Origin of the sequence: Dermabacter sp., from assembly GCF_032550575.1 — a bacterium.
GTDB classification, from domain to species: Bacteria; Actinomycetota; Actinomycetes; order Actinomycetales; family Dermabacteraceae; genus Dermabacter; species Dermabacter hominis.
The window spans coordinates 194,033-207,003 of record NZ_JAWFZC010000005.1; the positions used below are offsets into that span (position 1 = coordinate 194,033).

11 protein-coding genes are annotated in these 12,971 nt (G+C 64.6%); 10 read left to right on the top strand and 1 reads right to left on the bottom strand.

Features of this window, described 5'->3' with window-relative positions; all coding sequences use genetic code 11:
* Positions 1-253: 253 nt before the first annotated feature.
* On the top strand, positions 254-3,553 hold the full coding sequence (ileS, locus tag E6X30_RS07235; protein ID WP_316335969.1) for an isoleucine--tRNA ligase: 3,300 nt from the start codon (positions 254-256) through the stop codon (positions 3,551-3,553).
* Here ileS and E6X30_RS07240 read toward each other — a convergent pair.
* Complete coding sequence (locus E6X30_RS07240) at positions 3,550-5,136, bottom strand: hypothetical protein (RefSeq protein WP_316335970.1); 1,587 nt, start codon at positions 5,134-5,136, stop codon at positions 3,550-3,552. The two genes, ileS and E6X30_RS07240, sit on opposite strands and share 4 nt — an antisense overlap.
* Positions 5,137-5,369: 233 nt before the next feature.
* Between E6X30_RS07240 and E6X30_RS07245 the strand changes: the two genes are divergently transcribed.
* The 9 genes from E6X30_RS07245 (at position 5,370) to E6X30_RS07285 (ending at position 12,913) form a co-directional block, all read left to right on the top strand.
* Complete coding sequence (locus E6X30_RS07245) at positions 5,370-6,737, top strand: folylpolyglutamate synthase/dihydrofolate synthase family protein (protein ID WP_316335971.1); 1,368 nt, start codon at positions 5,370-5,372, stop codon at positions 6,735-6,737.
* A gap of 5 nt (positions 6,738-6,742) precedes the next feature.
* The gene (locus E6X30_RS07250) at positions 6,743-7,141 is read left to right on the top strand and encodes a DUF4233 domain-containing protein (protein WP_016663073.1); all 399 of its coding nucleotides are present in this window, start codon (positions 6,743-6,745) and stop codon (positions 7,139-7,141) included.
* Between the two features lie 10 nt (positions 7,142-7,151).
* The gene (gene ndk / locus E6X30_RS07255; protein WP_070435769.1) at positions 7,152-7,580 is read left to right on the top strand and encodes a nucleoside-diphosphate kinase; all 429 of its coding nucleotides are present in this window, start codon (positions 7,152-7,154) and stop codon (positions 7,578-7,580) included.
* A 118-nt stretch (positions 7,581-7,698) separates the two neighbouring features.
* Positions 7,699-7,986: a hypothetical protein gene (locus E6X30_RS07260; RefSeq protein ID WP_070435770.1), complete on the top strand. Its 288-nt coding sequence runs from the start codon at positions 7,699-7,701 to the stop codon at positions 7,984-7,986.
* Positions 7,987-8,106: 120 nt separating this feature from the next.
* Positions 8,107-9,576 (top strand): signal recognition particle-docking protein FtsY, encoded by a 1,470-nt coding sequence (gene ftsY, locus E6X30_RS07265; protein ID WP_316335972.1) that lies wholly within the window; start codon positions 8,107-8,109, stop codon positions 9,574-9,576.
* Positions 9,577-9,714: 138 nt separating this feature from the next.
* On the top strand, positions 9,715-11,307 hold the full coding sequence (gene ffh, locus E6X30_RS07270; RefSeq protein WP_070435772.1) for a signal recognition particle protein: 1,593 nt from the start codon (positions 9,715-9,717) through the stop codon (positions 11,305-11,307).
* A gap of 3 nt (positions 11,308-11,310) precedes the next feature.
* Positions 11,311-11,946: a hypothetical protein gene (locus E6X30_RS07275; protein ID WP_016663068.1), complete on the top strand. Its 636-nt coding sequence runs from the start codon at positions 11,311-11,313 to the stop codon at positions 11,944-11,946.
* Positions 11,947-12,167: 221 nt separating this feature from the next.
* The gene (gene rpsP, locus E6X30_RS07280; protein ID WP_016663067.1) at positions 12,168-12,668 is read left to right on the top strand and encodes a 30S ribosomal protein S16; all 501 of its coding nucleotides are present in this window, start codon (positions 12,168-12,170) and stop codon (positions 12,666-12,668) included.
* A gap of 2 nt (positions 12,669-12,670) precedes the next feature.
* Positions 12,671-12,913, top strand: coding sequence for an RNA-binding protein (locus E6X30_RS07285; protein ID WP_016663066.1), 243 nt, complete (start codon positions 12,671-12,673; stop codon positions 12,911-12,913).
* Positions 12,914-12,971: the final 58 nt, after the last annotated feature.

Here is a 12,971-nt window from a genome sequence, read left to right on the forward strand (position 1 = left end):
TCAAACGGCGTCGATCCGGCCATCACCGGGTAGCCGCGGGAAGAACGGCAAGCGTCGGGCTCTCACGCCCCCGCGCCGCCAAGTAGAACCCGCCGGGACCAGCCCGTCACAGCTGAGGAAGGAGTGAGCGCTAGGCGAAGCCCCGCGAGCCGCGCGCTAACCGAGGTGGTACCGCGCCCTCGTGCGTCCTCGGGCCCGAAGACTACACAGCTAGGTCGTGGCCCCAGGTCACGCATAAAGCCGAGGAGCGCGCATGGCATACCCCAAGAACGGTAAGAGCCTCACGAGTTCACCAAATCTCCCGAAGCTCGAGGACGAGGTGCTCGCCTTCTGGAAAGAGGACGACACATTCGCCGAATCCATTCGTCGCCGCGAGGGCGCCGAAGAGTTCGTGTTCTACGACGGCCCGCCGTTCGCGAACGGCCTGCCGCACTACGGCCACCTCCTCACCGGCTACGCGAAGGACGTCGTCCCGCGCTACCGCACCATGCGCGGCAACCTCGTGGAGCGCCGTTTCGGGTGGGACACCCACGGCCTTCCCGCCGAGCTCGCGGCGATGGAGGAACTTGGCCTCACCGAGAAGCGCGAAATCGAAGAGATGGGCGTGCAGGCATTCAACAATGCCGCGCGCGGCTCCGTGCTGACGTACGCGAACGAATGGATCGACTACGTGACGCGTCAGGCGCGCTGGGTCGATTTTGACAACGACTACAAGACGCTCGACGTGACGTTCATGGAGTCGGTGCTGTGGGCGTTCAAGCAGCTCTACGACAAGGGCCGCGCGTACGAGGGCTACAAGGTTCTCCCGTACTGCTGGGTTGACCAGACCCCGCTGAGCTCCCACGAGCTGCGCATGGACGACGACGTGTACAAGGACCGCCAGGATGCCTCCGTCGTCGTGACGTTCCCGCTCACGGGCCAGAAGGCGGCCGAGCTCGCACTCGACGGCGTCAAGGCTCTCGCATGGACGACGACCCCGTGGACCCTCCCCACGAACTTCTCGCTCGCGGTGGGCCCGGAGGTCGAGTACGTGACGGTTCCGGCGGGCCCGAACGGAAGTTCCGACGGCACCCCCGCCGGTGGTGCGACCTACCTCCTCGCGAAGGATCTCGCCGGCGCGTTCGCGAAGGAACTCGGCTACGACGGTGAAGAGGACGTTCTCGCGGCTCTCGGCGAGCGTGTGTATGCCGGTTCCGAACTTGAATACGTCGAGTACACCCCGCTGTGGGACGTGTACGCACAGGACCGCGAAAAGTGGGGCCTCGAGAAGGCTTGGATCATCACTGTCGCCGACTACGTCTCGACGAGCGACGGTACGGGCATCGTGCACCAGGCAACCGCGTACGGTGAGGACGACCAGAAAATCAACGCCGAATACGGCATCCCCGTGGTGGTGAGCGTCGACGAAGGCGCAAAGTTCCTCGAGACGTTCCGCGGGACTGCGCTCGATTCGATCGTGGGTCTGCAGGTGTTTGAGGCTAATCGCCCTCTCATCCGCCTTCTTCAGGCAGATGGCCGGCTCTTCCAGGAGAAGAGCTACGTGCACAGTTACCCGCACTGCTGGCGCTGCCGCAACCCCCTCATCTACAAGGCCGTCGGCTCGTGGTTCGTGAAGGTTGCAGATCAGCGCGAGCGGATGCTCGAACTGAACGAGGAGATCAACTGGGTTCCCGGCAACGTGAAGCACGGCCAGTTCGGAAAGTGGCTCGAAGGCGCACGCGACTGGGCAATCTCTCGCAACCGCTACTGGGGTACGCCCATTCCCGTGTGGAAGAGCGATGACCCGAACTACCCGCGCATCGAGGTGTACGGCTCGCTCGCGGAGATCGAGGAAGCCTTCGGTGAGCTTCCGCGCGACGAGAACGGCGAGGTGAACCTCCACCGTCCGTACATCGATAACCTCACGCGCCCCAACCCCGACGACCCGACGGGCAAGTCAACCATGCGGCGCATCGAGGACATTTTCGACGTGTGGTTCGACTCGGGCTCGATGCCGTTCGCGCAAGTGCACTACCCCTTCGACAACGAAGAGTGGTTTGACTCGCACAACCCTGCCGACTTCATCGTCGAATACATCGGGCAGACCCGCGGCTGGTTCTACGTCATGCACGTGCTCTCAACCGCACTGTTCGATCGCCCGGCCTTCAAGAACGTCATCTGCCACGGCATCGTCCTTGGCGACGACGGCAACAAAATGTCGAAGTCGCTCAGGAACTACCCGGACGTGCGCGAAATGTACGATTCGTACGGCGCGGACGCGATGCGCTGGTTCCTCATGAATTCGCCGATTTTGCGCGGCGGCAACCTCGTGGTCGCGGAAAGCAACATTCGCGATGCGGTTCGCACGGCCGTTCTTCCGCTGTGGAATACCTGGTACTTCCTCGCTCTGTACGCGAACGCGGCGGGGGAGAAGGATTCCGACGGTAAGCCGACCGGCTACGAGGCCAAGGTTCGCTATGACTCCGAGGACGTCATGGATCGCTACCTGCTTGCGCGTACGGGGCAACTCGTCCGCGAGGCGCAGGACTGCCTCGACGAGTTGCGGATTGCTGATGCCGGTGAAGCGATCGCCCAGTACCTAGATGCGCTCACGAATTGGTACGTGCGCCGTTCCCGCGAGCGTTTCTGGGAGGGCGATGAAGCGGCGATCGACACGCTTTACACGTGCCTCGAGACCCTCGTGAGGGTTGCCGCGCCTCTGCTTCCGCTCGTGACCGAGGAAATTTACCGTGAGCTCACGGGTGAGCGGAGCGTGCACCTCACCGATTGGCCCGATGCTTCCCTGTTCCCCGCGGATGACGCGCTCGTCGAGGAGATGGACGCCGTGCGCCAGGTGTGTTCGCAGGGCAACGCGCTGCGCAAGAAGGAGGGCTTGCGTGCCCGCCTCCCGCTCGCGGAGCTGACCGTCGTGGCGGCCGATGCTGCACGCCTCGAGCCGTTCACCGACATCATCCGCGATGAGCTCAATGTCAAGGCCGTGCGCTTGCTCGATGTCGCGAGCGAGGAGGCCGGAAAGATGGGCGTCGAGCAGCGCTTGAGCGTGAATGCCCGCGTCGCTGGCCCGCGCCTTGGTAAGGACGTGCAGCGTGCGATCAAGGGCGCGAAGAGCGGCGACTGGAGCGTCGCCGAGGACGGCACCGTCACCTCGGGCGGCCTCGACCTCGTCGAGGGCGAGTACACGCTCGACCTTGTCGCGGGCGATAGCTCGGATGCGGAAGGCCGCTCAATCGGGGTTCTGCGCGGTGGTGACTTCATCGTTCTCGACACTCGCGTGAGCCCCGAGCTTGAGGCCGAGGGCCTTGCGCGTGACGTCGTGCGTGTGGTGCAGTCCGCTCGCCGCGAGGCAGGCTTCGAGGTTTCGGACCGCATTTCGCTCGCGGTTGCGGGATCCGAAAGTGTTCTCGAGGCCGTGCGTGCGTTCGAGACCCTCGTTTGCCACGAGGTTCTCGCCACGAGCGTTGCGTATGGCGAGGGTGCGTTCGCGGGCGCCGACTTCGAGACGACCGAGAAGGTCACCGGGGCGAGCGTTACCGTTCAGGTGAAGCGCGCTTAACGCCACTTGTCGAGAAGGTCATCCGGTGGCGGGGGAGTCGAGCGGTCGATTCCCCCGTCATCGTTTGTGCCGCCGGGCTCGATGGCGGTTGCGGGCTCGCGAACGAACTGGACGTTTATGTCTTCGACGAGCGTGAGGCCTTCGCCCATGTAGAGGCCGTCGATGTCGCCCTTGACTTCGAGCAGGTCGGAATTGAGTTCCTGCTGCGCGAGGAGCGTTGGGTAATAGCCGTAGTGCGGGTCGATCGAGCCGTCGGGTAGGCGCCGAAGCGAGTCGTGAACGGCCCTCAGATCGTAGCCCGGCCACTTCACTTCCGCCGGCGCTTGCCCCGGTTGGAAAAAGGAGATTCCTGTGTTGAAACCCGCGTCGTGGTCCGTCGCGGGGGTGAGATCAATGTTGGTGACTTGCGGTGAGTGCGGGCCGTTGAGTCCACCGAGATCGAGGAGCGGAACAGGGTCGACCGTGAAGGAGATTCCCGCTTGTGAGGGGCCACCAAGAATGGTGTCCGCGTAGGGTCGAAGCCCCTGCTTGTGCGCGATCGCGAAGACCTTGGTGTTCGATTGCGCGGGAATGTAGGCGTCCACGGGAGAACCAAAGGTGACGATATCCGTGACGTTGTAGCCGTCTTCGCCATTGAAGTCATGTTTTGAGGAGAGCGAGACTGCTGCGAGACCTCCCTGGGAGTGTCCAACGAGCATGAGGTTTGCGCCTTTGGGAACGCCCGCGGCTTCGAGCGCAGCGCGCGCGTTCTTCATCGTCGTGACGTCCATGCCCGCCATCATCCCCAGGTTTGAGGCCCAGTCGCGCGAGTTACCGGCTGTTCCATCCCACGCCTTTTCCGTGCCCATACCGATCTGGGTGGGAGGCATGTACATCACGTAGGTTTCTTCTCCCGTCGAGGTGCGAAAGTGCTGCACACGATAGTTTTCGCGGTCTTCGCCCGCGTCGCGTGCGTGGCGTGCCTCCTCGGTGAAGTAGAGCAGGTCCGCGAGTGTGCGCGGTGGGTGCGAATCCTTGTAGTCGGTGATGCTGACGAGCGTGCTTGGTTCGGTCGTTGGGGTGACCGTGAACCGAGGGTTGTGGAAGTGTTTCCTGCCGAGCGCGCTGGCATAGTCGATGGCCTCGAGCGCGATTTTGCCGATCTCGTTGTTGAACGTGTGGGTATTGGGCCTCCCCATCGCCCGAACGCACCTCGATCCGCGGCCAAATAGGCCCCGCATCCTCCTAGCGACACCGGCGAGGACACCGAGCCCGAGTGCCTGCGCACGCGCCGCTTCCGTGGAACCTAGGGCGGGTGCCGAACCGGCGCCTACGCTCGCGCTCGACGCCGCATCCTGCTCGAGCGCATTGTTCTCGAGCGCGTGCGCGAGTGCGAAAAGCTGCCGTACGGCGTCGTGCATTCCCGGTGCGACAATGCTCGAGACACGCGCGCGGAAGGCTTCGGCATCCGCGCCCTCCCAAGCGACCACCCCCGCTTCGTCTTTCACGCGAGTCGCATCCGCGGTGAGTCGTCCCGCAAGGTCGTTGAGAGCACGCGCAGAGTCCCGCGCCTGTTCGGTATCCATGCCCAGAAAATCGCCCACGCCTTACCCCTTTGCGCTTCCCGTGAACCGCGCCGGTCCCTGTGACCGCGTGCTCAACTTGAGAGTAGGCAACCGTCGGACTCCACGCGTGCGTGCCGAGACGCCTGGGGGCGGCCGTGAGGTGTGGAGCACGAGCCGAGCCCTGGGCAGCCCCTGCGGATCCCCTCCCCGGCAGGGCCGCACTACACTGAAACCCACGTATCATCGGCGCGAAAGGCAGAGTGAAGCAGGACATGGCACGGCCAAGCGGCATCGAGCACAGCGAAGCGTTCACGAGGGCGTGGACGGATCTGCAATCGCGCGCCCCCGAAAACGAGATCGAGCCGAGCCTCACACGCATAGCGCGCCTCCTCGAGCTCATGGGGCATCCCGAACGCGCATACCGCACCCTCCACATCGCGGGCACGAACGGGAAAACATCGACCGCGCGCATCGCCGAAGCGCTCCTTATCGAGGCGGGCCTTCGCACGGGAAGACTCACGAGCCCACATATGCACACGCCCACCGAACGTATTGCGCTTGATGGGCAGCCCATCAGCGAAGAGGGCTTCGTCCAGGCGTACGAAGACGTGCTCCCTTTCGCCGAGGTCGTCGACCGTGAATTCGCCGAGACTGGCGTGCGAATCAGCATGTTCGAATTCCTCACGGCCATGCAGTTCCAAGCATTCGCGAGTGCGCCGGTCGACGTCGCGATCGTCGAGGTGGGCCTCGGGGGCCGCTGGGACGCGACGAACGTGATCGATCCCGACGTCACCGTGATCACCCCGATCGCTTTCGATCACCAGGACTACCTCGGGGAGACGATCGAGGAGATCGCCGGGGAGAAAGCGGGAATCCTCAAGGAAGGCGCGCTCGCGGTGATTGCCGCGCAGCAGTTCTCCGGTGCGCTCGACGTGCTTAAGAATCGCTGCGCCGAGCTCGGCGTGACCGCCGCAATTGAAGGGGAGCAGATCGGCGTGCTCGACCGCGTACCCGCGGTCGGCGGGCAGATGATCGCGGTGCAGTCGATCGCCGCGCGCTACGAAGAGGTCTTTGTTCCGCTTCTGGGCGCCCACCAGGCACACAACGCGCTCCTCGCGATCGCTGCGGCGGAGGCGCTCCTCACGGGTGGTGATGCCCCACTCGACGGCGATCTCGTCCGCGCGGGCCTCGAGCGGGTGACATCCCCGGGTCGCGCCGAAGTCGTGCGCCAGGCCCCGACAATCCTCGTCGATGCCGCCCACAACCCCGCGGGAGCCGAGGTTCTCGTCGAAACCGTGCGAGAGAGCTTCCGGTTTACACGCACCGTGGGGATCGTGGGCATTCTCAAGGAGAAAGACGCGAGCGAGATCCTCGCGATCCTCGAACCGCTCTTCGACATCGTCGTCATTACCGAGAGCACGTCGCCGCGCGCAATCCCCACGGACCTGCTCGCGATGGAGGCGCGCGACATCTTCGGGGACGAGGACCGCGTCATTGAGCAGGCGAGCCTGCCCGATGCGATCCAAGCCGCCGTTGATGCAGCCGAGCAGGAAGGCGACGATTTCGCAGGCATCGTTGCGACCGGCTCCATCACTCTCGCGGCAGAAGTGCGCCAGCTCCTGGGGCGCGTGGGGAAGTGAGCGGCATGGATATCACCCCCTCGACCCGCAAGTCCGGCGCGCAGCGGATGTTGTGTGCGACGACCCTCGCGTGCGAAGGCTTCGTGGCCCTTTTTGCCGGCCTCGTCGCCCACGGTCTCGCCCCCGATACTCGGCTCGCAAGCTGGATTCTTTCGCTCTCGTTGCTCGCGGCCATGATCGTCGCGGCGAGGCTGCTCTCATCGTCACAGGCATGGCCGTATTGGCTCGGCCTTGCACTCCAGGTCCCGTTTATCCTGCTCGGGCTTTTCGTCCCCGCGATGTACGTCGTCGGTCTGCTTTTTGCGCTGCTGTACTGGCTCGGCGTCGTCAAAGGGCGCCAGCTTGACCGCGAGAAAGATGCGATCGATCGGCGCGTTCTAGGAGAGGACACCGAGGCACGCTAGGGTGAGGTGCATGACACAAGAACGCACGCTCATTCTTCTTAAACCCGATGCCGTAAAGCGCCAGCTTCGCGGCGAGATCATCCGCCGCATCGAGCAAAAGGGCTACGAGATTCTCGCGCTCGACCAGCGCGCTGCGAGCCTCGAGGAGCTCACAGCGCACTACGCCGAGCACGAGGGCAAGCCATTCTTCCCGCCCATGCTCGACTTCATGAGTTCGGGTCCGCTTGTTGCGCTGGTTGTCGCGGGGGAGGAGTGCATCGCGGGGATGCGCACGCTCATGGGGGCGACAAAGCCGACGGAGGCCGCCCCCGGCACGATCCGCGGTGACCTGGGTCGCGCCTGGGATAAGCCCGTGATTGAGAATCTCATCCACGGTTCGGATTCGCCCGAATCGGCCGCGCGCGAGATCGCTATTTGGTTCCCGGCTCTCTCGGCGTGACGCGCGCGTGAGGTCGAGGCTTCGTACGGGATTCGCTATCGCGAAGAACACACGTAGATTCAGGACTCACGGCCTTCGCTCGCGATCTTTCGAGTAAAGGTGAGGTAAAATTTCAGGTATGGAATCTGTCATCCTCTTCATGCTTGTGGCCGTCGCACTGGCCGCGGGGCTCATCGCCGTCGTTGTGATGTCGCAGAAGAAGTCGGGCAATCTTCCCTCGCGTTCAAAGGGCTCGCCGAAGTCAGTGAGCCGTACCCCCTCGGCGTCAATGCGCGCGAGCGTGCCCGTTCAAGCCTGGCCCCTGCGTGAGCGTGAAGGGCGCAGCGCCGCATCGCGCACGGATCGTGACTCATCAAATACCGATCAAGCCGAAGCAGAGAGCGAGCCGTTGCGTCTCGCTTCATGAGGTGCTGCACGCGCATCGTCTCACCACAGCCACGCCCGCGATTGCGCGGGCGTTTTCGTACACTAGCGAGGAAGTCTTTGCCGCGCGCCCTCACGTGCGTGGCTGGTTAAGGGAGGGCTAATGGACTTAAACGAACTGATATTGACCCTCGTCGCAAGCGGCGGCGGTGTCGCCGTTATCGCGGCGGGGTTGTGGGCGCTCACGCGGCCGTCGGGAAGTGACACCGACGGCAAAGAGGCGCCGGAGAAAGACGCCAAGGGCGAGCGCAAGGAAGCCGCAAAGCCGGAGCGTCCCGCCGCCCCCACGTGGGGGGAGTCGCTTTCGGCGCCTGCTAAGAAACCCGCGCGCGAAGCGGGAAGCGAAGAGGAGGAGGGGGCCGACGCCTCTCAGGCTCCCGTCGACGCCGAAGTGCCGCACGAGGGCGGCGTGCAGGCGTCGGACACAGCCGAGGCCACCCCTGCCGCGCCCGTGGCGCCCGCTGAACCCGTTGAACCGGTCGAGCCCGTCGCGCCGGTCGAACCCGTTGAAACTGCTGAGCCGGTCGACCCCGTCGAACCCGTCGAGCCCGCCGAGCCGGTTGCTCCGGCCGAGGAAGTCGAGCAGGCGGACGTCGAAGCCGAGCCGCACGCCCCCGTCGAGACTCCTGAGCCGACCGCCGATCGCATGGTGCGCCTTCGCGAGCGTCTCCAGCGTTCCGGATCGATTGGCCGAGGCATCCTCGCACTGCTCACGAGCGGCGATATCGACATGGACACGTGGGACGAGATCGAGGAAACCCTCCTCATGGCCGACCTCGGCCCCGATGCGACCGACGAACTGATGGAGGCGCTGCGCGACCGCGTGCAGGTGCTCAACACGAAGGACCCCGACGCGGTCCGCGAGATTCTGCGTGAAGAACTCGTCAAGCTCGTGAACCCCGGCCTCGACCGTCGACTCGCGGCGAGCGCGATCGAGGCGCCCGACGGCTCGATGGTGCCGAGCGTCGTCATGATGGTCGGCGTCAACGGCACCGGAAAGACGACGACGACCGGTAAGTTCGGTCGCGTTCTCATCGCCGAAGGCCGCACCGTACTCTTTGGGGCTGCCGATACATTCCGTGCCGCAGCCGCCGAGCAGCTCCAGACGTGGGGCGAGCGCGTGGGCGTCACAACCGTGCGCAGCGAACGCGAAAACGCCGATCCGGCCTCGGTCGCCTTCGACGCTGTTCAGGCGGGCATCGACCAGGGTGTCGATGTCGTCGTGATCGATACGGCCGGTCGCCTCCAGAACAAGAAGGGGCTCATGGACGAACTCGGCAAGATTCGCCGCGTCGCCTCGAAGGCACTCAAGGGGGCCGAGATCCAGGAGGTCATCCTCGTCCTTGACGCGACGACCGGCCAGAACGGCATGCAGCAGGCGCGCGTGTTCGCGGAGGCCGTGAACGTCACGGGCATCGCGCTCACGAAGCTCGACGGCACCGCGAAGGGCGGCATCGTCGTCAACGTCCAGCGCGAGCTCGGTGTGCCCGTGAAGCTCGTGGGTCTCGGTGAAGGCATGGACGACCTCACGCCGTTCGACCCGTACGGGTTCGTGGACGCACTCCTCGAGTAGTTCCCCTCACCCCTTTCACGCGAGCCGGAGGGCACCGACCCCCGTTACAATGGGTGCGCTCCGGCTCGCGAGGTGCGCCCCCACGGGTGCGCGCCGTCACCTCGCTCGCCGCCCCAAGTTTCCCGAGGCTATTTTTTCGTGTTTGACAATCTTTCCGATCGCATTAGTAAGACCCTCAAGGGCCTGCGTGGCCAGGGCCGCCTCACCGAGGCCGATATCGACAAGACCGTGCGTGAGATCCGCCGCGCACTGCTTGACGCGGACGTCGCAGTCCCCGTCGTTCGGCAGTTTGCCGCGCGCGTGCGCGAGCGCGCCCTCGGCGCAGAAGTCTCGAAGGCGCTGAACCCCGCGCAGCAGGTCGTCAAGATCGTCCACGCTGAGCTCGTCGAGGTTCTCGGCGGTGCGACCGGCCAGCTCCAGTTCGCGAAGAACCCGCCAACCGTGATCATGCTCGCGGGTCTCCAGGGTGCCGGTAAAACGACGCTCGCCGGCAAGCTTGCCAAGTACCTCAAGGACGAGGGCCACACGCCGCTCCTCGTTGCGTCCGACCTCCAGCGCCCCAATGCCGTCAACCAGCTCCAGATCGTCGGTGAGCGGGCAGGCGTCAAGGTGTTCGCCCCCGAGCCCGGCAATGGCGTGGGGGACCCCGTTGTCGTTGCCCTCGACGGTGTCGCGACGGCGGCGCACGAGCAGTACGACGTTGTGATCGTTGATACCGCGGGCCGCCTCGGCATCGACGAAGAAATGATGCAGCAGGCGCGGGATATCCGCGATGCCGTCAACCCCGACAACACCCTTTTTGTCGTCGACGCGATGATCGGCCAGGATGCCGCGCGTGTCGCTGAAGCGTTCCGCGACGGCGTGGGCTTCACGGGCGTGGTGCTGTCGAAACTCGATGGCGATGCACGCGGTGGCGCGGCCCTCTCCATCACGGGTATCACCGACCGCCCGATCCTCTTCGCCTCGACCGGTGAGGCACTCGGTGATTTCGAGCGGTTCCACCCGGACCGCATGGCGAGCCGCATCCTCGATATGGGCGACGTGCTTACCCTCATCGAGCAGGCTGAAAAGCGCATGGACCGCGAGGAAGCCGAGAAGGTCGCCTCGAAGCTCGCGCAGGGCGAAGAATTCAACCTCAACGACTTCATGTCGATGCTCCAGCAGATCAAGTCGATGGGCTCGATGAAGAAGATGCTCGGCATGATGCCGAACATGCGCCAGTACAAGCAGGCGATCGATCAGTTCGACGATTCGATGATCACGCGTATCGAAGCAATGGTGCAGTCCATGACGCCGTTCGAGCGCGCGAACCCCAAAGAGATCAACGGCACACGCCGAGCACGCATCGCAAAGGGCTCCGGCACGACCGTGACCGAAGTGAATCGTCTGCTCGATCAGTTCAAGCAGATGCAAAAGATGATGGGCTCGGTGGGCAAGGGCCTGGCCGGCGGCGGTGGTTTCGGGGCGCCGGGCATGGGATTTGGCAAGAAATCCCGCGGACGCATGCAGTCCCCGAAGAAAAACAAAAAGAAGTCCCGTTCGGGCAACCCTGCGAAGCGCGCAGCCGAAGAAAAGGCGTGGGCGGAGCAGCAGGCCCAGAAGAAGGGTTCGGCCTTCGGCGGCGCGGGCGCGTTTGGAGGGGTGGGGAATTCCGCCGACGCCAGCGCCGACTTGTCGAACCTCGACATGAATCAGCTTCCCCCAGAACTTCGCAAGATGCTCGGAAAGTAGCCGATGTCCACCGTCACGACCGGTAGCCTTCCCGCTCTCACCTCGGGACTTCGATTCCCCACGTCGAGGCGTGGCGCGCGCTACTGCATCGATAACGTCGATCGTTTCCTCGACACCTTGGATGAGGAACTCGTGCTCACCGAGGGAGACGTCGAGCGCTCGCTCGCTCTCGCCGAGCGTATCGAGGCGCAGTCGTTCCCGCGCGTCGGGCTTATGCGTGAGGGCTACCAGGCAGCCGTCGTGGACGAAGCCCTCGAAGCGGTCGTGCGTGAACTGCGGGCCGATCCGCTCAGCGATCACAATGCTCTCGTGATTTGCGTGGATGACTTTCTCGCGGCGCATCAGCCACTGACGTGGGCCGACGCGCAGGCCGGCGCCGTTGGTGGAACCGTGAGGCTGTACGAACGCTCGAGCGTGGAAAAGGCCTTCGCTGACTTTCGCGCGATCGCTACGGCCGGCGATACGCACGAGACGCATCGCAAGCTCAGGCAGTTCCGTAAAAAGCTCACGCTCGCACGGCTCGGCGATTGGGAGAGCGGGGCGGGAGCCGACGGCGAGGGCTATCCCGCGTTCGCCGTCGATCGGTTCTTTGCGCTCAGTATTTCCGACCATTGCTCGGCGCCGCTGTCTGGCGAGTAACGGCGGAGGCGCAGCGGCCGTCGGATCCTTAACTGTGCCCGGTGGCACACGCTGCGGCCTTTCGCTGAGGGGCCGGTTTCGGGCATAATTGACCCTTGTATGTGCCCGCTCCGGAGCCCTCTACCCGGCCGGGCACGTCCAGCCGAGGAAAGCGCAGCTTATGTTGACCCCACGGGCGGCGCGATTCTCACCCATTCTTACGCAGAAGGAGAGACAGCCTCGTGGCCGTCAAGATTCGTCTAAAGCGCATGGGCAAGGTCCATGCACCGGTTTACCGCATCGTTGTTGTTGACTCGCGCAAGAAGCGCGATGGCGCCGTGATCGAAGAGATCGGCAAGTACAACCCGAACGAGCAGCCCTCGTTCATGGAAGTTGACTCGGAGCGCGCGCAGTACTGGCTCGGCGTGGGTGCCCAGCCCAGCGACCAGGTCGCCGCGATCCTCAAGGTCACCGGTGAGTGGGCAAAGTTCAAGGGTGAAGAGGGCACCGAAGGCACCCTCAAAGCCAAGGAAGCAAAGGTGAGCGCCGAGGAGCGCATCGCCGCCGCTGACAAGGCCGCCGCTGAAAAGCGCGAAGAGGTCAAGGCCGCCAAGGCAAAGGCTGAGGCCGAAGCCGCCGCTGAGAAGGAAGCCGCTGAGGCTGCCGAGAACGCCGAGTCCTCCGAGGAGTCGGCTGAGGGTGCCGAGGCCGAGACTTCCGAAGAGACCACCGAAGAGGCCTGAGCATGAGCGCCCGCGCCGAAGCCCTCGCGCACCTCGTGTGCGGGATCGTCGACAACCCCGATGACGTGCGCGTCAAGGAAAAGTCGACCCGCCGGGGGCCGCTGCTCGAAGTGCGCGTTCACCCCGATGATCTCGGGCGCGTGATCGGGCGTTCGGGTCGCACGGCCCGGGCGCTGCGCACCGTGACCACGGCACTGTCCAACGACGACATTCGCGTGGACATCGTGGACACCGACAAGCGCTAACGGTGACAACGCACCTTGAGGCGGCAGCAACGCTACAGTGTGGCGCGGCTGCCGCCTT

Bases quoted from the DNA above. Each gene is read 5' to 3' on its own strand.
- E6X30_RS07260 (WP_070435770.1), top strand. From the start codon at position 7,699: ATGGAATCTGTCATCCTCTTCATGCTTGTGGCCGTCGCACTGGCCGCG.
- E6X30_RS07245 (WP_316335971.1), top strand. From the start codon at position 5,370: ATGGCACGGCCAAGCGGCATCGAGCACAGCGAAGCGTTCACGAGGGCG.
- ftsY (WP_316335972.1), top strand. From the start codon at position 8,107: ATGGACTTAAACGAACTGATATTGACCCTCGTCGCAAGCGGCGGCGGT.
- E6X30_RS07285 (WP_016663066.1), top strand. From the start codon at position 12,671: ATGAGCGCCCGCGCCGAAGCCCTCGCGCACCTCGTGTGCGGGATCGTC.
- ndk (WP_070435769.1), top strand. From the start codon at position 7,152: ATGACACAAGAACGCACGCTCATTCTTCTTAAACCCGATGCCGTAAAG.
- E6X30_RS07275 (WP_016663068.1), top strand. From the start codon at position 11,311: ATGTCCACCGTCACGACCGGTAGCCTTCCCGCTCTCACCTCGGGACTT.
- ileS (WP_316335969.1), top strand. From the start codon at position 254: ATGGCATACCCCAAGAACGGTAAGAGCCTCACGAGTTCACCAAATCTC.
- E6X30_RS07250 (WP_016663073.1), top strand. From the start codon at position 6,743: ATGGATATCACCCCCTCGACCCGCAAGTCCGGCGCGCAGCGGATGTTG.